The sequence below is a fragment of the Cerasibacillus quisquiliarum genome (assembly GCF_014202495.1).
Taxonomy (GTDB): domain Bacteria; phylum Bacillota; class Bacilli; order Bacillales; family Amphibacillaceae; genus Cerasibacillus; species Cerasibacillus quisquiliarum.
On record NZ_JACHHA010000004.1, the window covers coordinates 60,538 to 82,379 of the forward strand.

Consider the following 21,842-nt stretch of genomic DNA (forward strand, 5'->3'; position numbering starts at 1 on the left):
TTCCTCCTTATTGCACTTCTTCTTCAGGGAAGTGAAAATGTTTATAGCATGAGCAGCGTACGAAATGTCCCGGTTCAATCTCATGCAATTGTGGATTTTCTTCATGTGCCGATACATCAATCCACGGTATACGTGCACTGAATCGACATCCTTTTCGAGGTAAAAATTGCAATGAAGGAACAATCCCCTGAATAACGTGCAATTTCGAAGATGCCTCTTTATTATTTGGCACCGAATTTAATAATGATCTCGTATATGGGTGTTGTGGATTTTCAAACAATGTATATACATCTGCTATTTCAACAATTTGGCCAGCATACATAACAGCAACACGATCTGCCATTTCTGCAACCACACCAAGGTCGTGTGTAATCATAATAATCCCTGCATCCATGTCTTCTTTTAATTGTTTCATTAAATCAAGGATTTGTGATTGAATGGTCACATCTAGAGCTGTTGTCGGCTCATCAGCAATCAAGAGCTCTGGCTGGTTAGCAATAGCTGTCGCAATTACAACTCTTTGTCTCATTCCACCTGATAGTTCATGTGGAAACTGGTCATAAACCCTTTCCGGATGTGGAATACCAACTTTTTCTAGTAAATCAATCACTTTAAGTTTTCTCTGTTCTTTGGATATATTTTTATTATGAAGATATATCGCTTCACCTATTTGATCACCAATAATCATTAACGGATTTAATGCCGTTAGTGGATCTTGGAAAATCATTCCCATTTCTTTACCGCGAATTTTACTCCACTCTGTAGGCGAAGCATTGGCAAGGTCTTTACCTTTAAAAAGAATATTTCCTTCTATTTTTGCCCTATTATGTAAACCCATAATAGAGAAGGCTAACGCACTTTTTCCGCAGCCAGACTCACCAACGATAGCAAGCACTTCATTTTTATTAACAGTTAAAGAAACGTCATCAACTGCTGCATAATAATCGTCTTTTATGCGAAACGATGTTTTTAAATTTTTTATTTTCAGCAATGCTTGACTCATTTTCCAGATCCTCCTCTGATTACTGACAAAAACCGCTATTTTTCAAATCTACAAATAATTCAAACTAAATACTTTATTTAAATAAAGCACTACAATTATCATCTATCACTATCTTTTATTTTTATCATGTTAAATATTCTGTCAATTTAACCTAAATAAATGTTATGTTGTCCATTATACTATGTTTCATAAAAAAAAGCACTACTTTTTTAAATTTATATTACAAATAGATAAAAGGTTTTGTTTTTAATTTTTTGATTCTTTAATAATTAAAACTTAAAAGTACTCCAAAAAAAATAGGATGGACTATTTTAGTTAAACAAATTTGGGCCTTTCTGAAAGCGCATTCCTTATCTATTTAACGACATTTATAACTATTATGCAAGAAAAAAACTATCTAATTTAGTTTATTTCAGTCAAAAATTAGATAGTTTTTATTATGAGTGATTATTTTATTCATCTATATTAAACGACATTATAATGCTTTTTTTGAGTTAAATAAATACCGATTATAATTGTAATAAAAGCTAAAAAAGCAGCAATGATAAACATCATCGAAAAACCTAACTCTAATATATTTGAAATTGTCGCTAATATTTTTGATCTCAAATTTGCATCTGTTAAACGTTCAACTTGTTCAATCAACATAGAATAATTTTCTGTACCAACGAGCTTAAGCTTCCCAGAGTAATTCGTCTCTAATACATGTTCTAATTGGATGTAAGCCTTCGTTAAAAATCCACCATATAATATTGGAAATATAGTGAGCCCGATTTGACGAACGAGAGATAACGTTCCGATCGCTGTTCCTTTATGAGCTTTTCCTGCACTTTCTCCTATTAATACATTTAAAGGTGCTCCAAGTAAAAATCCTAATCCTGTTCCAGCGAACACACTGGCTACTAAATATGAGATAAATCCATTGACCCAAATAGGAAATGAAATAAATCCGAATAGCCCTATTACCCCTGCTAAGATGAGCGTTTTGCGAGCACCTATTTTATCAGTTAGTATACCGCCTAATCCCGCACCTATTCCTGAAGCTAGTGCCATTGGTGTTAACCAATAACCAGCCTGCTCAACCGGAACTTGTAATACTTGTTGTACGTATGCAGGTATAAATATAATACCAGCTAAAAAACCGCCTGACATAAATCCAATAAATAACGTGATGCGAAATAATTTGCTTTTAAGAAGTGATGTCGGAATAATCGGTTCCTGACCTTTTTGCTCAATATTTCTTTCGTAACGAATGAGTAATAAAAACAGAAGGATCCCGATAACAAGATATGGCCAGACACTTAATTCATTTTCAATATTCGTTAAACCAAACATAACCGCTAATATACTCGCACCGAGAATAAGTGATCCGATAATATCTAATTTTCCTGCATGTGTCACCTTGGTTTCTTCTATTTTTACATATCCAAAGATGATGAGGAAAATAACGATTGGAATATTAATTAAAAACATCCATTCCCATTTACCAGTTATCTGTAAAATAAATGCGCCTAAATTGGGGCCAATAACAGCTGAAAGACCGTGCATCCCGCCAAAGATACCTAGTACTTTTCCTTGTTTATCTTTAGGTAAGGTGGCGAGAATATAGGAGCTTCCAATAACAAAAATACCACCACCACCAATCGCTTGAATAAAACGCGACACCAATAAGAAAGAAAAAGTCGGGCTTAACGCAACTAATAAAGATCCAATACCAAATAATGTAATTTCAACTATAAACAATCGTTTCCTTCCATACTGATCCGATAATTTCCCAATAATAGGAACACTAATGGCAATCCCGAATGTGTATATCGTTACAGACCATGTTCCCCATGATGGAGATACATGGAAGGAATCACTAATCGTCGTTAATGCGGTGCTAATAATTCCATTATCCAATCCTGACATAAAAACGGCAATCGTAAATAGTACAATCGCCCATACATGTGATGTATGTATCTTTTCCTGTTCTTCCATTATTTACACTCCTGTCTTAATCGACTTTCTTCCTATTATATAGTTAAAATCCACTTGTTATTTTTTGGATGGACTTCTTTACTAACATATCCATTCTAACGCTTGCCATTCATTTAACCAAATGATTACTTCTACGAATAGTAAGCATATCATTTTATTTTCTATCCTTATACTCTATAATAGATATTTAGAACAACGAAATATTATGGAAAGAAGTGTGTATATTTATTAATTATCCAATACGAGATGTTAAGCGTAACTTGGTCATCATGTGGATTGCTAACTTCTTCGTTTCAGGCAGTATGACTATGGTTCTTCCGTTTATCTCTTTGTATGTTCATTCTCTTGGAGACTTTTCTACAAGTTATGTACAAAATTGGTCGGGATGGATATTTGGGATTACATTTGTGACTGCCTTTATCTTTTCACCAATTTGGGGAAGATTTGGCGATAAACACGGAAGAAAGGCAATTCTTGTTCTCTTTGCACTTGGCATGAGCCTATCTGTTTTTCTTATGGGATATGCCACAAACGTTTGGCAACTATTTATTTTAAGATTTATAATGGGTGTGTTTACTGGATTCGTATCGATGTCACAAGCATTGATTGCGGTTCAGACGCCACAGGAAATTGCCGGACGAATACTCGGTACACTACAAACAGGTAGTATAACTGGTGCTTTATTAGGACCAATGGTTGGTGGTATTTTTGCTGATTCATTCGGCTTTGCATTAACATTTAAATGGACTGCTCTAGCCTTGTTATTATCAGCAATCATTGTAGCTTTCGGCATTAAAGAAATGCAGTTGAAAGTAAGTAATAAAGAAAAAACATCCTATTCTTCTAAAGAAGTTATATTGCATATTATAAGACACCCAGTACTCCTTATTGTCATGTTAATGTCTGCAGTCGTTCAGATTGCACACTTTAGTATCCAACCCATTCTGCCACTTTATGTAGCTGAATTGAATGGTTTAAAACATATCGCTCTATTTGCTGGGATGACATTCTCAGCAGCTGGTCTTGGTAATTTGTTTATGAGTCGACGATGGGGAAAGCTCGGTGATCGAATCGGTTATATGAAAATATTAATTATTCTTTTATTTATTTCTGGGCTTGTTTATTTACCTGGTGCATTTGTCACGAATGTTTGGCAGTTAATTATTTTAAGATTTTTACTCGGTATTTCTTTAGGTGGTATCGTACCTCTTAGAATAGCCTATATTAGACAGGAAGCACCAGTGGCGATGCAAGGCGAGGTGCTTGGATACAACACGAGCCTGCGTTTCTTCGGAAATATGGCAGGACCTGCTCTTGGTGGTATGCTATCTGGTTTCTTCGGATTTGAGGCTGTGTTTTTTGTGACTAGTGGCATACTCATTCTTGGCGGCGTGCTCACATTGATGGTTTGGTATAAATATGAATACACAGATAGCAAGTCTCATTCTTGGAGTTCTTAAAATATAAAATGATATGCATCATGTATAAAAGCGTCTATATATCAAAGGGTTGATATATAGACGTTTTTTTATGTATATTCCCTTATCTGATAGGCATATAAATGGTCTTAAGACATAATAAATAGACGGTAATTATATTTTTCATTTATTGAAGTTGAAAACCATTTTAGTAAGTGTATTAGACGAACTAATTTGATTCCACCATCACTTCTCATTCTTATAAATTTAGTGAATTTTTGCTGTAAAAAAATTATTTTTGTTGTATAATAGTCACAACGATAAATTGAAATATATTTCAGTTTGTCGAAAAAATGACAATAAAAAAACGGGAGGGTCATCAGTATGAAATGGAGAAAATTATCGTTATTACTAGCTTTCGTTTTAACAGTGGGGATTTTTTTAACAGCATGTGGTGGTGATGACGAGGGGAAATCCAAAAGCGAAGGTACCTCAAAAGATGGGGGAAGTAGTCAACTAGCAGAGGATCAGACACTTAATGTGAATATCCGCGAAGAGCCACCTTCACTGCACCCTGGACTTGCTACAGATACAACGTCTGGAGCTGTCCTAAATCAGGTTTTTGAAGGGTTAATGCGTGTAAACCAAGATAATGAAGTTGAAGAAGCTATGGCGGAGAGTTATGAGGTATCAGATGATAAATTGACCTATACGTTTAAAATTCGCGAGGATGCTAAATGGTCTAATGGAGACCCTGTAACAGCGCATGATTTTGAATATGCCTGGAAATGGGTACTTGATCCTAACAATGCTGATACAGACTATGCATATCAGCTCTATCCTATAAAGGGAGCTCAAGATGCTAAAGAAAATGGTGGATCGTTAGATGATGTTGGTATCACAGTCGAGGATGATCACACATTAGTTGTAGAACTAGAGCAGCCAACAGCGTACTTTTTAGAATTAACAGCATTCTACACGTATTTTCCAGTGAATCACAAAGTCGTTGATGGCAATGACAAATGGGCTTTAGAAGCATCAGAAGATTATGTAACGAATGGGCCTTTCTTGTTAGAGTCATGGAAACATAAAGATCAAATTGTCCTTAAGAAAAATGGAGATTACTGGGATGCAGATACGGTTAATTTCGAAACAATTAATATGTATATGATTGATGATGAAAACACAGCTAAACAAATGTTTGATAGTGGAGAATTAGATTGGCTCGGATCACCAACAGATTCCGTTCCATTAGCTGCTATTCCAGCATATAAATCTGAAGGTGTTCTGAATATTGCACCGCAATCAGGTATTTATTATTACGCATTTAATGTAGAAGAAGAACCTTTCAATAATGTTAATATCCGTAAAGCATTTGCATTATCTATAAACCGTCAAGGCATTATTGATAACATTACTCAAGGTGAACAACAACCTGCTATGGCATTAGTACCACCTGCTATTTTCTCTAAAAACGAACAAGGCTATTTCAATGATAACGATGTTGAAGAAGCGAAGAAGTATCTGGAAAAAGGACTAGAAGAGCTTGGTTTAGATAGCTTACCAAAAGTAAAGCTGTCGTATAACACAAGTGAAGCACATGGTGCGATTGCCCAGGCTGTTCAAGATATGTGGAAAGAAAACCTCGGTGTAGAAGTTGAGCTAAACAATGAAGAGTGGGCAGTATACCTCGATTCTATGGGAGCAGGTAACTTCCAAATTGGACGTATGGGATGGATTGCAGACTTTAACGATGCGATTAACTTCTTAGAGATTTTTGAAACTGTTGGTGGTAACAACTATACAAATTGGGAAAATGCTGAATTCCAAGAATTACTTAAGAAATCACGTACTGAAACAGATCTCGATGCACGTGAAGAATTATTACATGAAGCAGAAGATATCTTTATGGAAGAATTACCAATCGCTCCTATTTACTTCTATACAAACGTTTGGACTAAAAAAGACTACGTTAAAGATGTAGAAGTGTCACCACTTGGCGTCGTTCAATACAAATGGGGTTACATTGCGGAAGAATAAATTAAAAATAAATGACAAGGTATATAGAAATCTATATACCTTGTATTTTCTAATTGACGACTTACAAAAAGATAGCAACATGAAATAGAAAATATAATATACAACTCAGACCATCATCTCCTTGAAGAATAAATGAACAATTAGATATTTATTTCTATTTCATGTATACAAGATTAATAGAAATAAAGGAGTGATGAATATCATTCCTCTTTTTCTTTTTGTAGACATGCTTTATAAACGATGTAAAAAAGTAGAACAATCGCTTGATATAAAGGTTCATTCATTTTGAACTGTGTATGGAGGTGTTACACTTGGCTAGATATCTATTAAAAAAATTAGGATCAATTGTTGTTTCTTTATTCATTATTATTACGATTACGTTTATTTTAATGAAGATTGCTCCGGGTGGACCATTCACATCTGAGAGAAAAACATCACCGGCCATTGAGAAACAAATGATGGAAGCATATGGGTTAAACGATCCAATACACAAACAATATATCGATTATTTAATTAAAGCAGCCAAGTTTGATTTTGGACCATCATTCAAATATGACGGACAAGAAGTCACAGATATTATTAAGAGAAGTTTACCTTATTCATTAATATTAGGAGCAGAAGCCATCCTAATTGCATTGGCATTTGGAGTATTACTCGGTGTCATTGCTGCTATACGTCATAATAAATTTGCTGATTATACCGCGATGGTTATCGCCGTCTTAGGTATATCGGTACCAAGCTTTATTATGGCTACAATCTTGCAATATATTTTTGCTATTAAATTACAAGCATTACCGATTGCTAGATTTGAATCATTTGCACATACAATACTTCCAGCTATCGCATTAGCTACGACACCACTTGCATTTATCGCCCGACTGATGCGCTCAAGTATGTTAGAAGTAATGAGTGCTGACTATATTAAAACAGCTAAATCTAAAGGACTAAGTGAGCGTGTCGTCACATATAGGCATGCTTTGAGAAACGCCATGCTTCCAGTCGTTTCATATTTAGGACCTTTAGTCGTATCCGTACTAACTGGGAGCTTCGTCATTGAAAAAATATTCGGTATTCCTGGCTTAGGTAATGAATTTGTCGTCAGTGTAACTAACAGGGATTATACAGTTATTATGGGGACCACCGTCTTCTTTAGCGTTCTTTTATTAGTATCTATTTTAGTCGTTGATCTCATTTATGGTCTCATAGATCCACGAATTAAAGTAACATCGAAGGAGGCTGGAAAATAATGTCTCAAGTACAGTTACGTGACTCCGATTTTGAATCTATCCAAATTGATCAAAAAGAAACAGAAAAAATATCCGGTCAAAGTACATCATATTGGAAAGACGCTTGGCGACGTTTTCGCAAAAACAAACTTGCTTTAGCAGGCGTGATTATTATTATCTTATTAGCCTTTATGGCTCTTTTTGGTGAATCTATTTCGGGTCAAAATTATCGTGATAACGATTTGATGAATGCTAACAAGCCCCCTTCTTCTGAACATTGGTTTGGAACTGACAATCTTGGACGAGATATTTTCGCTCGAACATGGTATGGTGCAAAAATTTCTTTGTTTATCGGTCTTATGGCTTCACTTATTGACCTCGTTATTGGTGTCATATGGGGTGCTGTCGCCGGCTTTTTCGGTGGAAAAATTGATGAATATATGATGCGAATTGCTGATGTCCTTTATAGTGTCCCATATCTATTAGTGGTTATCTTACTGATGGTAATTATGCCGCAAGGGTTGTGGACATTAATTATTGCCATGACGATTACAGGATGGATAAATATGGCGCGAATCGTGCGTGGGCAAGTGATGCAATTACGTTCTGAAGAATATGTCATGGCAGCCAAATCTCTTGGGGCAAGCAATGCTCGTTTATTATTTAAACATTTAGTGCCAAATACGATGGGGCCTATTATCGTCACACTTACCTTAACTATTCCATCCGCTATTTTCACTGAAGCATTTTTAAGTTATCTCGGCTTAGGTGTACCCGCTCCAAAAGCAAGCTGGGGGACAATGTCTTCAGATGCGTTAGCGTCATTTCAATATTATCCATACCAGTTATTCTTTCCAGCGTTTTTTATCTGTTTAACAATGCTGGCATTTAATATTGTCGGTGATGGATTAAGGGATGCACTAGATCCAAAAGAACGGAAATAATGGGAGAGATGCAAAATGAAAAAAATATTAGAAGTTAACGATCTTTCCATATCGTTTGACACATATAATGCAGAAGTTAAAGCTGTCAGAGGGGTTACGTTTCATCTTAATGAAAAGGAAACTTTGGCAATTGTTGGTGAATCTGGATCAGGAAAAAGTGTGACTGCTCAATCTATCATGCAATTAATACCGATGCCACCTGGAAAGTTTGTCGGCGGTTCCATTATTTTTAATGGAGAAGATTTGACTCAAAAATCCGAAAAGCAAATGGAAAATATTCGAGGCAAAGAGATCAGTATGATTTTCCAAGATCCGATGACTTCATTAAATCCAACAATGACCATTGGGAAACAAATTGCAGAAAGTCTTATCAAACATCAAAACATGTCCAAAAAGGCTGCTCATCAACGTGGGGTTGAATTACTCAAGCTTGTCGGAATTCCAAATCCAGATGTTCGAATCAACCAATATCCGCATCAATATTCTGGTGGTATGCGACAACGTGCCATGATTGCAATCGCACTTGCTTGTAATCCAAAAATACTCATCGCTGATGAACCAACAACAGCACTTGATGTGACGATTCAAGCACAGATTCTTGACTTAATGCGTGATTTACAACAGAAAACTGGAACAGCTATCATCATGATTACACACGATCTCGGAGTTGTAGCTAATATTGCTCATCGTGTAGCAGTGATGTATGGTGGAAAAGTCGTTGAAACAGGCACTGTCGATGAAATATTTTACAATCCACGACATCCATATACGTGGGGCTTACTCGGTTCCATGCCAAAACTAGATCAAAATAAAGATGAAGAGCTCCAAGCTATTCCTGGTTCACCACCAGATTTGGCAAACCCACCAAAAGGATGTCCTTTTGTAGCAAGATGTCCATATGCCATGAAGGTATGTAAAGATCATATGCCAGAGTATACGAAGTTATCTGATACACAAAAAACCGCTTGCTGGCTTTTAGATGAACGCGCTCCTAAAGTTGATATACCAGAAACTGCGGTCGTAGGAGGGACAAAAGTTCATGACTCATTCTAAGGAAAAATTACTCGAGGTGAACAATTTAAAAAAACATTTTAAACTAAATCGTCAAGACATTTTAAAAGCCGTTGATGGAGTCACTTTTGATATATATAAAGGTGAAACGTTTGGGCTTGTCGGTGAATCAGGTTGTGGTAAATCGACTGTCGGGAGAACAATTTTACGCTTATACGAAGCAACAGATGGTGAAGTGAAATTTCGTGGAGAAGACGTTCATGCTATTAAATCTAAAAAAAGGTTAAAAAAATTCAATCAAAGTATGCAAATGATTTTCCAAGATCCATATGCTTCTCTTAATCCTAGAATGACTGTAAAAGACATTATTGCTGAAGGTATGGACATTCATCAACTGACAAAAAATAATAAGGAAAGAATAAAACGTGTCAATGCATTATTAGAAACAGTCGGTTTAAATAGTGAGCATGGCAATCGCTATCCACATGAATTTAGTGGTGGTCAGCGTCAACGGATTGGGATTGCCCGGGCTCTCGCTGTAAATCCTGATTTTATCGTAGCTGATGAACCCATTTCTGCTTTAGATGTTTCCATTCAAGCACAAGTTGTCAACTTATTAAAACGTTTACAAAAAGAACACGGACTCACCTATTTATTTATCGCTCATGATTTATCAATGGTTAAACATATTAGTGATCGTGTCGGTGTCATGTATTTAGGTAAAATGGCTGAAATAGCTCCAAGTGATACATTATATAAGGAGCCATTGCATCCATATACAAAAGCATTATTAAGCGCCATTCCGTTACCAGATCCTAAAGTAGAAAGAACAAGGGAGCGAATTATTTTAGAAGGTGACTTGCCTAGCCCAGTAAATCCACCAAGTGGTTGCCGTTTTAGAACGAGATGTCCATTAGCAATGGATATATGTCGTAAAGTTGAGCCACAGTTTAAAGAATATAAAAAAGATCATTGGGTAGCATGTCATTTATATGATGGTAAAAATAATAAATTATCTTGAAGCAGTTGGTTGTCCTAAATAAAGTCATCATAGCTTTTAGGATAACCTTTTTTCCTTTTAAGCTAACATATTGATTTTCAGGTTTATTTATGTTAAATTAACTTTCACTTGATAGACAATAGAAAGTAAGTGATATGTGTGGGAATTGTTATTGTCGAAGTATGCAATGGAAATGCAATGATGTCATTAGATGTTGAAACGATTCTTGAAGAAGAATTCCCTGAAGTTGCCGTACTCATCCATGACTGTTTATCGTTTTGTGGATTATGTCGTGTGAGACCATATGCTATCGTTAATAATAAACGTATCTTTGCTGACACACCTGAACAATGTTTAGTAAAAATAAAACAAGAAATAAAAAAAGAACTTGCTAAATATGAATAAGCGCGTTCTTTTTTGTTATTTCGACAGATTATTTCCGTGGAAATAATCTGTCGTATTTACTCTATTTATGATAAACAATGACATCCATTTCTACTAATACATCTTTCGGTAAACGGCTTACTTCAACGGTTACTCTTGCTGGATATGGTTCCTCTAAATAATGACCATATATTTCATTGACCGTTGCAAAATCATCCATAGAAGATAAATAAATAGTGAACTTAACAGCTTTTGTAAAATCTGTATTTGCCTCTTTTAAGATTGACTTTAGGTTTTCTAAAACTTGTTTCGTTTGAGCCTCAATACCAGATACAACTTCTCCCGTTTTAGGATCAACACCTAATTGTCCTGATACAAAAATAAAATCTCCTGCTTGAATCGCTTGTGAATATGGACCAATAGCAGCAGGTGCATCTTGTGAATGAATTTCTTTCATCATTGACATTCCCTCCTACTCAATAGATACATTCATTATATCATTTTCATATTCTATCGAACAATGACGAACAAAATTCTTTTTTGATGTTATTCACAAGTTCTCTTAATATATTTCACTATCATACTACTATATCTAGAATTTTTATTATTCATATACAAAATATAGAGTTATCCTCCTACTTATCCACCACTTGTGGATAAGTAAGGATGAGTTTTACACAGGAAAGTCATTTAATGCCTAAGTTATCAACAGATTGGGGATAACTTAATTAAAATTGTGCGATAGGAAAAAGTTCTTATTATCCCTACTTTTTCTTAAACCTCAAGCCTGTAAGGACTGTTTCTCATTTTGATTTTCATGTTGGTCTTTTTTAATAACAAACTGTAATATGAGCATCACTACAAAAGCGCCTATACCGATAAAATCAGTTACTGTTTCTGGATAAATCAACATGAGACCGACCAATGCTGAAATAATTCTTTCTATCCAATGTAACTTACGATACCAATAACCAATTAAACCAGATCCAATTGCAATCATACCGATAATAGCTGTAATAATGATCCACAGTACTTCTAAAAATGTCGTATCAATCATTAATAATTGAGGTTGTAAGACAAACATATACGGAATAATATAAGCCGCAATCGCTAATTTCGATGCATTTAGGCCCGTTCGAATAGGCTCTCCACCAGAAATACCAGTCGCTGCAAAAGCTGCTAAAGCAACAGGTGGTGTAATATCAGCTACAATACCGAAGTAAAAAACAAACATATGTGCTGCTAAAATCGGGATTGCAAATTCAAACTGATCATTTAATGCGAGAATAGCTGGTAGAGCAATCGTTGATGTAATAATATAATTAGCTGTAGTTGGTGAGCCCATTCCTAAAATTAATGAAGCAATCATCGTAAAGAACAACGTTAGTAATAGCAGAGCTTGTGGTGATTGTGTAACCGATTCGGCTAAGCCGACTAAACTGTTTCCTAATTTTAGGCCAAGCCCTGTTTTTGTTACAACTCCGACAATAATACCAGCGGAAGCTGTTGCTGCTGCCACTCCAAGAGCTGTTCGTGCTCCAGATGTTAAAGCTAGAATAAATTTTTTCGGTGTAATGCGTGTTTCTTTTAAAAACAAACTTACGATTATCGTTGCTAAAATACCATATAAAGCTGTTCTTTCAATACTGAACCCTCGATATAGAAACCAAATAATTGCTAATATCGGGATTAATAGGTGTATTTTTTTTAATACGTCTTTTTTAGGTGGGATTTCCTCTTCCGGAAGCCCTAATAATCCAAGCTTTTTCGCTTCAAGATGTGTCATAATCCAAATACCTGAGAAATATAATAGAGCCGGTATAAGAGCCGCTTTTGCAATTTCCCAATAGCCAACTCCAGCAAATTCTATCATTAAAAACGCTGCTGCCCCCATAATCGGTGGCATTATTTGTCCACCGGTCGATGAAGCCGCTTCAACAGCACCGGCGAAATTCTTCTTATATCCAAGTCTTTTCATAAGTGGAATCGTATATGATCCTGTTGTAACAGTGTTCGCAACAGAACTTCCTGAAATTGTCCCTTGTAATGCACTTGAAAAAATAGCAACTTTAGCTGGTCCACCAGTGCGTCGTCCAGCAATTGATATAGCTAGATCATTAAAATAATTTCCTACACCTGTTTGCACGAGAAACGCTCCAAAAAGGAGGAATAAGAAAATATAAGTGGATGATACTTGTAATGGCGTCCCTAAAATACCTTCTGTTGTAAAGTACATGGCATGAATTAATTGCTCTAAATTCAAACCACCATGTGCAATAGCTGCAGGCATATATGGTCCGAAATAGGCATAAAGCAAAAAGGCAATCGCGATGATCATAATGGGTAATCCAACTGCACGCCTAGTCGCTTCTAAAACGAGCAAGATGGCCAAACCACCGATGATCATTTGTGCTTCTGTAATGCCACCAAATTGTTGGACAAGTGTTTCATAATAGACTGGCCAATAACCTGTTACAATAATTGCTAAAAGGGCGAGCACATAATCATACCAGGTAACCTTTCTTTTGGGCGCGGACTTACGTGCTGGATATAATAAAAATATCAATACAAGCGCAAATCCTAAATGAATGGTACGTTGTAAATAAGCTGTTAATTGTCCAAATGCACCTGTATATAACTGGAATAATGAGAATCCTAATAAGATAGCAAAAATGATTCCCGCAGTGATTCCTGATAATTGACGTGTTCTTGATTCAGCATCATATTTTTCTAGTAATTCCTCTTGTTCTTTTTCTGAAAGTTTTTGATTATTTTCTGAATCAGTCACTGATCTTCACTCCTTTCAACCGTTCCCATAATGATAGATTTTTAATTTGAAGCGTTAAATATTCCCCAGGTGAAAAATAATCGTTAAAAAATACTTGACGTTCTTTATTCTCTCCCCAAATAAGACGGTGTTTTGATACGGTTTTACCATTTCTTATATGAATACTTGGGAAAACACGCTTCATATTTTTTATATGATATTTTCCATCTTCGTAAACAAACTCTTCTTCACCTTCAGCATTTGATGGCATCCCTATCCCATATGCTTCATAAACGATTTCAAATTGTTGAATGTCATCTTCAGTCGTCACTCGATATTTCTCAATAACATCTGACAAATGAATTGAATGCGTAAAAACAATTTGAAATGTATCATCTTGTTGTAGTGGTAAATATGCAATCAATTTCTTTGTCTGTCCTTGATAAAAAACAAGCGACTTAGAAAATGGAATATGAATTAAACTAATGACCAAAATAATGCTTATAAGCACAATAGAAATGCGCTTTTTCATGTCTTACCACCACGTTCTATTAAAAGAAAGCCAGTGGCTTTAGCAACTGGCCTTCTATCATTTAAGAATATATACTTAAATTAATCAATTAAGCCTTTTTCTTTAAAGTACTTTTCTGCTCCTGGATGCAAATCAATACCAATTCCATCAAGGGCCGTGTCTAATGTAATCGACTCTCCACGATCATGAGCAATTTTATCTGTGTTTTCATATAATGCTTTTGTCATTTCATAAACCGCTTCTTCTGACAAGCTTTCTGTAACAGCAATCATTGCAAGAACAGCAACAGATTCAACATCTTCTTCTAAACCGTATGTTCCTGCTGGGATTGTTTCTGGTGCGTAGTATGGGTATTTCTTAACTAATTCATCTACTTTATCCTTAGCAATTGGAACAATTAATACTTCATTTGTTGCTGATAAACCTTCAACAGAGCCTGTCGGTGTTCCTGCTGTAATAAATGCTGCATCTATTGTACCATCTTGAATGCCGCTCGTTGACTCATCAAAGCTAAGGTTTTGCGCTTTAATATCATCCATTGTCATACCGTGAATTTCCAAAATTTGCTCTGCGTTAACATATGTTCCTGAACCAGGCGCTCCAACAGAAACTTTTTTCCCTTTCATATCTTCAACAGATTTAATACCTGACTCTGGTGTTGTCACAATCTGAATGGTTTCTGGATATAATGATCCCAATGCTAAAACATTATCAACTGGCTCACCATCAAATGCATGAATCCCCTCAACCGCATATGACATAACATCTGTTTGAACGAATGCTAATTGAGCATTTCCCTTTGATAATTCCACCACGTTATCTGCGGAAGCGTTTGATGAAACAGCATCAGGTTGATAATCCGTTTCATCTGAAATGACTTTAGCAATCGCACCACCAAGTGGATAATATGTTCCACCCGTTCCACCTGTTAAGAAGTTCATAAATTTCTCGTCTTTTTTACCACCTTCAGACTCATCTCCACCTGTTTTCCCTTCACCACATGCCACTAAAAAAAGTGACATTGCTAGTAACATCACAATAGAAATGAGAAAATGTCTCTTTTTCAATGATAACTCCCCCTTATTCTTATCAAAAAATATAAGTATAAATAGTGTACATAAAGTTTATTATTCATGTCAAGCGCTTACATTCCCAATTGACAGACTAAACTGATTATAAAATAAGTTATGTTACTGTTTATAAACAATTTTTGAAAAAAATCAATAAGATTAGTCGCTATTAAATCGTATACAATTGAAGCTGCTGTTTCCTCTTTTGTTATTCCTCCAACACCTTGTCCTGCCCAGAGCGATTGATAGTCACGAATTTCTCTTCGTTTTGCTTCCACCAAAAAGGATTGACTCATCATACTAACCCCCTACATTATATTGAAATAATCATATTTATTTTATAAAATTTAACCTATATCGCTCTTGACAATATTACGAAAATTCACTATAGTAGTTATAAATAATTGGTCTTCGTTTAGCACGTTTTATTAAGGTGAGCTATGTTCGTAGGGAGGTCATTGATATGGGTAAGATTAAAATTGCTGCTTTTGGTAGAAAGGAGAGTACCGACCGATTATTATTGTATGCGAAAGATAATGATCACATTGAAATTGTCCCTATTGTGTATCATTATGTGAATGACATAGCCAATTTGATTGATCACGTTATTCACTACGACGTGTATTTATTTACAGAAGCGTTTCCATATCGATTCATCGAACATATTGTAAAAGACAAAAGATTACCAGCTGTTACTGTTGCCTATGATGAATACATGCTATTAACAGCGTTGTTTCATTTGTTACAAGAAGGTAGGAAAGCATTAACACGGCTGTCAATCGATGCTGTCAGCCGATTACAAGTAAAAAAAGTACTTAGAGACTTAAACATTCAATCGCAAGATATTTATTCCATCGACTATGGCGAGTCATCCCCTGTTGATGTCAACCGAATCGTATCTTTCCATCAAGAACTATGGAATGAGGGAAAAATAGATTATGTCTTGACAACGGTTTACGATGTTGCGGAACGTTTAAATGAACTTAATATTCCAAACAAACGTATTCCTGTTCCAATGATTAATATGATAGAAGCGATTGACCGTTGTATTTCTTTAGTGCAACTCAATCAACAAACGAATGGACAAATTGTAGCTGGTTATTTTCGTGTGAAGCAAAAATCAACACTTCCAAAACAGCGTACACCATATGACAATTTGCAAACGATTCTCGAGAACTTCGCTAAGCAAACACATGCATCACTCGTACGAATTAACGAGAGCGAGTATGTGATGTTTGGCACAGAGGGCATTTTACAATATATAAAAAGGCATTTCCGTCATTTCCCTTTACTCGAAGATTTAAAGCAACATGTAGCCATGTCTATCGATATCGGATTTGGCTTAGGGTTAAATGCTAAACAAGCTGAAACACACGCCAGAATAGCACTTGATTCATGTAAACAATCGCCAAAAACATGCTGTTATTTAGTTAATGAACAACAAGAAACGATTGGACCAATTGGAGTTAAAAAACATGTCGATACGGCGAAACTCTATCAAGCACTCATTCATAAAGCAAGGCTTAATAATGAAACGTCTTATCATTTTATTGATTTTATAACACTTAGAAATAATGAACCATTCTCCTCACATGATGTAGCTGATTATTATCAAGTGACAAAGCGCAGTGCAGAACGAACGATTAATAAGTTGCTATCTGGAAACGTTATTAAAATTGTTGGTGAAGAAAAGCCTTATACACGAGGAAGACCGAGAAAATTATACAAAGTAGAATGATTCAAACTTATATGATTGACAATTTATATATGGAACATAAATCTATTAAAAAAGGAGTCAGTTATATTCTCAACTGAACTCCTCTTTTATTCGCTATATTTTACCGTGTCGCATATGTTATTTCCATGACCATTAAACCTTTAATATTTCCCGAATATCATCCTCGCTCAAACTAGACAACATCTTCTCGCCTGGCTTAATGATTTGGTCGATTAATTCACGCTTTTTTTGTTGCAATTCGTAAATCTTTTCTTCAATGGTGCCTTCTGCAATTAAACGAATCACTTGGACGATATTTTTTTGGCCAAAACGGTGGGCTCGTCCTGTCGCTTGATCTTCGACAGCAGGGTTCCACCATAAATCATATAAAATAACGGTATCTGCACCTGTTAAGTTTAAGCCCGTACCACCAGCTTTTAATGAGATAAGGAAAACATCCCTCTCACCTTGATTAAAGCGTTCACTCATATGAACGCGCTCTTTAGATGGTGTTTCCCCATGTAAATAGAAATACTCAATACCTTCCTGTTCTAAACACTTAGCAATTATTTCATGCATACTCGTAAATTGTGAGAAAATCAGCATACGCTTGCCATTATCTAAAGCATGGTGAATCGTCTCCATCAATTGGATAAGCTTTCCAGACTGCCCCTTATAATTCTCAATAAAAAGCGCTGGATGACAACATAACTGGCGTAATCTTGTGAGTCCAGCTAATATTTTCATACGGTTTTTTTGAAAACTATTATTTTTAAAGGATTGCGCTGTTTCCTGTTGTAATTGTTTCAAATAGGCAACATACAATTCTTTCTGTTCACGTGTCAGTTCTGATACATAAACAGACTCGATTTTTTCAGGTAGTTCTTTTAAAACATCTGCTTTTAATCGACGTAAAATAAATGGTTTCGTTAATGTGATGATCTTATCGTGATCTAGTTGGCGGAAGGTCTTACGATTTGGCATAAGCCCCGGTAAAACGACTTGAAAGATGGCCCATAACTCATCAATAGAATTTTCAATCGGTGTACCGCTTAAAGCAAATTTACGAGTAGCTACAACTTCGCGAACTGCTTTAGATGTTTTCGTTGCATAGTTTTTAATATATTGAGCTTCATCTAGAATCATCGTTTGAAACGTTCGCTTACGATAATAAGCAATATCTTGTCTTAATGTCGCATAAGATGTAATCCATACATCGATCTCATCTGCTTTTTCAATCCGTTCATGTCGCTCCTCTGGTGTTCCTGTTAACACGATAGTTGATAATGTCGGGGCAAATTTCTCAAACTCATTTTTCCAGTTATAAACGACAGATGACGGAACAACAATTAAATGCGGTAACTTGCTCGGTTCTGAGGCGATATAGGCTATACTTTGTAATGTCTTTCCTAATCCCATATCATCTGCTAATATACCCCCGAAGTGATATTCACTGAGTGACTTAAACCATTGATAACCAGTCATTTGGTAGTTTCTTAATTCTGCCTGTAAGTTATCTGGTAACTCATACACTTGTTCTTCTGGCGCCTTAAGATGTTGTAATAACTTCCTAAAAGACGTATCATATGATTTTTCTGTTTCAATTAATTGATCAATTTGCATCCCACGGTAAGCGGGCATTGTCATTCGACCTGCTTTTATATCAGCATGTTTTAAATTAAGATCAGTAAAAAAACGGTTAATCGATGATATCTCTTCACCTTCTAGTGAAAGCATCTCCCCTGAAGGCATTCGATAATAACGTTTTTTCTCAATAACTGCTTTTAATATATGGTCGATTTCTTCTTCATCAATGCCGTCCATTTCAAAACCGATTTCTAATAAGTTCGTTTCAGAATCGATGCGAATCGATGTATGTGGTCTTACCCGCTCTTCAAACATCATGTTTCGTAAATGTGACGTTAGAAACAATTCGACATAATCATCAAGAATCGGTAACATATGATATAAAAATTCGTACAATGTCTCCTCATCAGGTTCAATATATAAAAACTTTCCGTTAAAATGAAAGTTAACATGTTCAATTAATGCCATGATCTTTCGTTCTCGTTCAACATCTCGAATAATAATGACATCTTTAACCTTTGCGTTTGGATTAAAAGGATCTATTACTTCTGAACCATAATGATATGTTAAATCACCTGTTATGATTCCGTCCTGCATATCTAAATAAAGTTTAGCAACGAGTGGAAATTGAACGATCTCTGATGCCACATCTTCTGATACATGAACATGTCCTACTCTTTTTAATGATGGGATGACTTCCGAAATAAATTGATCGGCTTGTTCCTTAGCAATAGGAAGCTCTTTCATTTCTTGTACACTAAATAATTGTTCAATAATGGGTTGCTGTTCAGCATTTAAGAAGTATAAATTCCCTTCTTCCATTAACAAATGATACGTTGGTAAATAGTCAATTTGTGATGTATCTTCAAGTTGTAATATTAGATGGTCAGCGTCATTTTTTACTAATTGGTATTCAAATGGAAGTTGACTATCTTTTACTTCGATACGCTCTAATACAGTATGGTTCTTTTTCAACCGAAAGTCACGTTCGCTAAGAGATGTCAATAATTGCTTGGCGATTAGAGGTAAAATCGTCACATATCGTTTTCTATCGAACGCATTTGTTTCATAGTAATAAGTGTCTCGTGACATTTCCATACTTTCAATCATCTGATGAATCATCTTTACAATATTTAAATCCTTTTCTAGGACATAATGTTGCTCTGGAGAGTATGTAAATGTTTTTGTAAATGGATAGCTTTGATTACTGAGAATCGCTTTAAAGAAGTCTTTCACATCTTTCACTACAAATGTACGCTCTGGTCCCACTTTCAGCTCTAAAAGTAATCGTTTATCATACCTACGATGTAAAAAGTATTCAAAACGGAGTGGCACTTTATTTTGTAGCACCTCAACTGGGCTTTCAGTTTGTTGTGTCGCTGATATAGAACGCATAAAATCCTCTGTCACTTTATAGCGAAAAGATGGGATTTCCTTAACATCTGATAAAGACTCTTTATTTTGAATCGCTAGTAAGACAGCCGCCACATGTTTACATGGTCCATACGTTGCATACGCAGGGCATGAACAATGTGTGCTTATTTTATTTTTCTCAATTTGACTTGTGTCAATCTCAACGAAATAATCATCGTTTTTCCCACATACATTAGCTGACCATGTATGGAAATTAATATCAAAGGATAAATTTTCAACTCTGTCATGATTGTAATAATCTAAACCACGTTTATAAACATAGGAAGGAAAGAGTTGTCGAATATTTATGTCGCCCACTTTATTCAATCGAAAGGGACCTCCCTTTTTAAGGTTGTTCATGTCTATGTTTAAGCGTAACATAGATGGTCGTTAATTTTTAGCTTTTTTCCACGTGAGAAATAAAATAATCATATAATAAAATATCGCAATCATAACCGATCCAGCTGCCGCTAAGTAAATCACATGATAATTGAATAAATAGGCCATCTGTCCGAAAACAATTGCCCCTACGCCTACCCCTAAATCAAAGGAAGAGAAAAACGTCGCATTTGCCATTCCTTTACGGTTAGGTGCAGCTTCTTCTACTGCCCACGCCTGAAGTGCTGGTTGAACACTACCAAAGCCGAACCCATAAATCATAGCGGCTAATAACAATGTCAATGTATTCGGTAACCAGGAAAGTAATAATAAAGCGATAAAAATAAGAATAGCCCCTGGTAAAAAGACGTAAATATGACCTTTCAAATCGTAAATTCTTCCAGCAACGACTCGGGAAAGCATCAAGAATAAGGCATACATTAGAAAATAACCCTCAATTCCTGATACGCCTTTCTGTGCAGCGTAAAGCGGAAGAAAAGAAGCAATCCCGCCAAAAGAAATCGTAATAAAAAATAATAAAATAGATGGATTAAGCGCTGTTTTTTCAAAAACATCAAATTTAAACGAGCTTGATGTGTCCCTTGTTACTGGTTCCACCTTTTTATAACGAATTTTTGTAGCGAGAAGTAATGCAATCACTCCTGTTATCGCTGTTATTAAAAATAATTGTTTAAATGAAATAACGCCTACTAATGTAAGTCCGAGTGATGGTCCAAGAGCCAAGGCAAGATTGCCTGACAAACCGAAATATCCCATTCCTTCTCCACGTCTCTTAGGTGGAATTAAATCGGTAGCAATCGTTCCTGTCGCTGTCGAAGTAAAACCAAAGCCAACTCCTTGGATAAGACGAAAGATGATTAATAAGGCTATACTCGCAATCCAAGCGAAAGAGGCTAATGATATCGTAAAAATCATTAAACCAAATAAATAAACAAACCGTCTCCCTTTTGTTTCTAAGGCATGGCCTGCATAAGGTCTAATAACTAAAGAAGAAAACGTAAAAATACCTACAATAATACCTATCATTTGATCACTTCCACCTAGTTCTTTAACGAACAAGGGGATGGTCGGTAATGTCATTTGAAATCCAATAAAGACAAAAAAATTAGCGATACAAATTAAAATAAAATCCCGCGTCCAAATTTTTTCAGACGCCGGAATAGATTCTGCTTTAGACGAGAAACTCATGTGTTTATCCCTTCTTTCGCTACTCGAAATATATTCTATTATACATGAGTTTAGTACTAAATTGAATTGTTCTGTTTATGATTAAATCAAACGATTGTTTCAGAAGAAGCAGATACAAATGATACTTATTTACAAAAATCCGAACAAAAAACGCATCATATCA

General features: G+C 35.6%; 17 protein-coding genes. 8 read left to right on the forward strand and 9 right to left on the reverse strand.

Annotated features, from left to right (window positions below; translation table 11 throughout):
• Window positions 1-7 precede the first annotated feature (7 nt).
• A complete protein-coding gene (locus HNQ35_RS06205; RefSeq protein ID WP_146936399.1) occupies window positions 8-1,003 on the reverse strand; it encodes an ABC transporter ATP-binding protein in 996 nt (331 codons plus the stop codon).
• Between the two features lie 465 nt (window positions 1,004-1,468).
• Entirely contained in the window at window positions 1,469-2,983 is a 1,515-nt protein-coding gene (locus HNQ35_RS06210) for an MFS transporter (protein ID WP_146936401.1), read from the reverse strand.
• Window positions 2,984-3,252: 269 nt separating this feature from the next.
• Between HNQ35_RS06210 and HNQ35_RS06215 the strand changes: the two genes are divergently transcribed.
• From HNQ35_RS06215 to HNQ35_RS06245, 7 genes are all read left to right on the forward strand, one after another.
• Complete coding sequence (locus HNQ35_RS06215; protein ID WP_146936446.1) at window positions 3,253-4,443, forward strand: MFS transporter; 1,191 nt, start codon at window positions 3,253-3,255, stop codon at window positions 4,441-4,443.
• A gap of 342 nt (window positions 4,444-4,785) precedes the next feature.
• The gene (locus HNQ35_RS06220; RefSeq protein WP_146936403.1) at window positions 4,786-6,441 is read left to right on the forward strand and encodes a peptide ABC transporter substrate-binding protein; all 1,656 of its coding nucleotides are present in this window, start codon (window positions 4,786-4,788) and stop codon (window positions 6,439-6,441) included.
• A 311-nt stretch (window positions 6,442-6,752) separates the two neighbouring features.
• Entirely contained in the window at window positions 6,753-7,688 is a 936-nt protein-coding gene (locus tag HNQ35_RS06225; RefSeq protein WP_146936405.1) for an ABC transporter permease, read from the forward strand.
• Window positions 7,688-8,611: an ABC transporter permease gene (locus HNQ35_RS06230; protein ID WP_146936407.1), complete on the forward strand. Its 924-nt coding sequence runs from the start codon at window positions 7,688-7,690 to the stop codon at window positions 8,609-8,611. The genes HNQ35_RS06225 and HNQ35_RS06230 overlap by 1 nt, the downstream gene beginning before the upstream one ends.
• A gap of 15 nt (window positions 8,612-8,626) precedes the next feature.
• On the forward strand, window positions 8,627-9,664 hold the full coding sequence (locus HNQ35_RS06235) for an ABC transporter ATP-binding protein (protein ID WP_146936409.1): 1,038 nt from the start codon (window positions 8,627-8,629) through the stop codon (window positions 9,662-9,664).
• Window positions 9,651-10,643 (forward strand): ABC transporter ATP-binding protein, encoded by a 993-nt coding sequence (locus HNQ35_RS06240; protein WP_146936411.1) that lies wholly within the window; start codon window positions 9,651-9,653, stop codon window positions 10,641-10,643. Before HNQ35_RS06235 ends, HNQ35_RS06240 begins: the two co-directional genes overlap by 14 nt.
• Window positions 10,644-10,781: 138 nt before the next feature.
• A complete protein-coding gene (locus HNQ35_RS06245; RefSeq protein ID WP_146936413.1) occupies window positions 10,782-11,027 on the forward strand; it encodes a YuzB family protein in 246 nt (81 codons plus the stop codon).
• Between the two features lie 61 nt (window positions 11,028-11,088).
• Here the strand turns inward: HNQ35_RS06245 and HNQ35_RS06250 are convergent, their stop codons facing one another.
• From HNQ35_RS06250 to HNQ35_RS06270, 5 genes are all read right to left on the reverse strand, one after another.
• Window positions 11,089-11,466 (reverse strand): RidA family protein, encoded by a 378-nt coding sequence (locus HNQ35_RS06250; RefSeq protein ID WP_146936416.1) that lies wholly within the window; start codon window positions 11,464-11,466, stop codon window positions 11,089-11,091.
• 321 nt (window positions 11,467-11,787) lie between these two features.
• Window positions 11,788-13,794 (reverse strand): TRAP transporter permease, encoded by a 2,007-nt coding sequence (locus HNQ35_RS06255; protein ID WP_146936418.1) that lies wholly within the window; start codon window positions 13,792-13,794, stop codon window positions 11,788-11,790.
• Complete coding sequence (locus tag HNQ35_RS06260) at window positions 13,787-14,305, reverse strand: DUF1850 domain-containing protein (protein WP_146936420.1); 519 nt, start codon at window positions 14,303-14,305, stop codon at window positions 13,787-13,789. The genes HNQ35_RS06255 and HNQ35_RS06260 overlap by 8 nt, the downstream gene beginning before the upstream one ends.
• An 80-nt stretch (window positions 14,306-14,385) precedes the next feature.
• Window positions 14,386-15,372 carry a TAXI family TRAP transporter solute-binding subunit gene (locus HNQ35_RS06265; RefSeq protein WP_146936422.1) on the reverse strand — a complete coding sequence of 329 codons (987 nt, stop codon included), beginning with the start codon at window positions 15,370-15,372 and terminating at the stop codon, window positions 14,386-14,388.
• 77 nt (window positions 15,373-15,449) lie between these two features.
• Window positions 15,450-15,671: a hypothetical protein gene (locus HNQ35_RS06270; RefSeq protein ID WP_146936424.1), complete on the reverse strand. Its 222-nt coding sequence runs from the start codon at window positions 15,669-15,671 to the stop codon at window positions 15,450-15,452.
• A gap of 167 nt (window positions 15,672-15,838) precedes the next feature.
• Between HNQ35_RS06270 and HNQ35_RS06275 the strand changes: the two genes are divergently transcribed.
• Window positions 15,839-17,113 (forward strand): hypothetical protein, encoded by a 1,275-nt coding sequence (locus tag HNQ35_RS06275; protein ID WP_146936426.1) that lies wholly within the window; start codon window positions 15,839-15,841, stop codon window positions 17,111-17,113.
• A 132-nt stretch (window positions 17,114-17,245) separates the two neighbouring features.
• Here the strand turns inward: HNQ35_RS06275 and HNQ35_RS06280 are convergent, their stop codons facing one another.
• The gene (locus HNQ35_RS06280) at window positions 17,246-20,419 is read right to left on the reverse strand and encodes a DEAD/DEAH box helicase (protein ID WP_146936428.1); all 3,174 of its coding nucleotides are present in this window, start codon (window positions 20,417-20,419) and stop codon (window positions 17,246-17,248) included.
• Window positions 20,420-20,482: 63 nt separating this feature from the next.
• Window positions 20,483-21,679: an MFS transporter gene (locus HNQ35_RS06285; protein WP_146936430.1), complete on the reverse strand. Its 1,197-nt coding sequence runs from the start codon at window positions 21,677-21,679 to the stop codon at window positions 20,483-20,485.
• Window positions 21,680-21,842: the final 163 nt, after the last annotated feature.

Excerpts from the sequence above, each read along its gene's own strand:
- HNQ35_RS06270 (WP_146936424.1), bottom strand. The coding sequence starts at position 15,671 with ATGAGTCAATCCTTTTTGGTGGAAGCAAAACGAAGAGAAATTCGTGAC.
- HNQ35_RS06235 (WP_146936409.1), top strand. The coding sequence starts at position 8,627 with ATGAAAAAAATATTAGAAGTTAACGATCTTTCCATATCGTTTGACACA.
- HNQ35_RS06285 (WP_146936430.1), bottom strand. The coding sequence starts at position 21,679 with ATGAGTTTCTCGTCTAAAGCAGAATCTATTCCGGCGTCTGAAAAAATT.
- HNQ35_RS06260 (WP_146936420.1), bottom strand. The coding sequence starts at position 14,305 with ATGAAAAAGCGCATTTCTATTGTGCTTATAAGCATTATTTTGGTCATT.
- HNQ35_RS06240 (WP_146936411.1), top strand. The coding sequence starts at position 9,651 with ATGACTCATTCTAAGGAAAAATTACTCGAGGTGAACAATTTAAAAAAA.
- HNQ35_RS06275 (WP_146936426.1), top strand. The coding sequence starts at position 15,839 with ATGGGTAAGATTAAAATTGCTGCTTTTGGTAGAAAGGAGAGTACCGAC.
- HNQ35_RS06250 (WP_146936416.1), bottom strand. The coding sequence starts at position 11,466 with ATGATGAAAGAAATTCATTCACAAGATGCACCTGCTGCTATTGGTCCA.
- HNQ35_RS06210 (WP_146936401.1), bottom strand. The coding sequence starts at position 2,983 with ATGGAAGAACAGGAAAAGATACATACATCACATGTATGGGCGATTGTA.
- HNQ35_RS06205 (WP_146936399.1), bottom strand. The coding sequence starts at position 1,003 with ATGAGTCAAGCATTGCTGAAAATAAAAAATTTAAAAACATCGTTTCGC.
- HNQ35_RS06215 (WP_146936446.1), top strand. The coding sequence starts at position 3,253 with ATGTGGATTGCTAACTTCTTCGTTTCAGGCAGTATGACTATGGTTCTT.
- HNQ35_RS06230 (WP_146936407.1), top strand. The coding sequence starts at position 7,688 with ATGTCTCAAGTACAGTTACGTGACTCCGATTTTGAATCTATCCAAATT.
- HNQ35_RS06220 (WP_146936403.1), top strand. The coding sequence starts at position 4,786 with ATGAAATGGAGAAAATTATCGTTATTACTAGCTTTCGTTTTAACAGTG.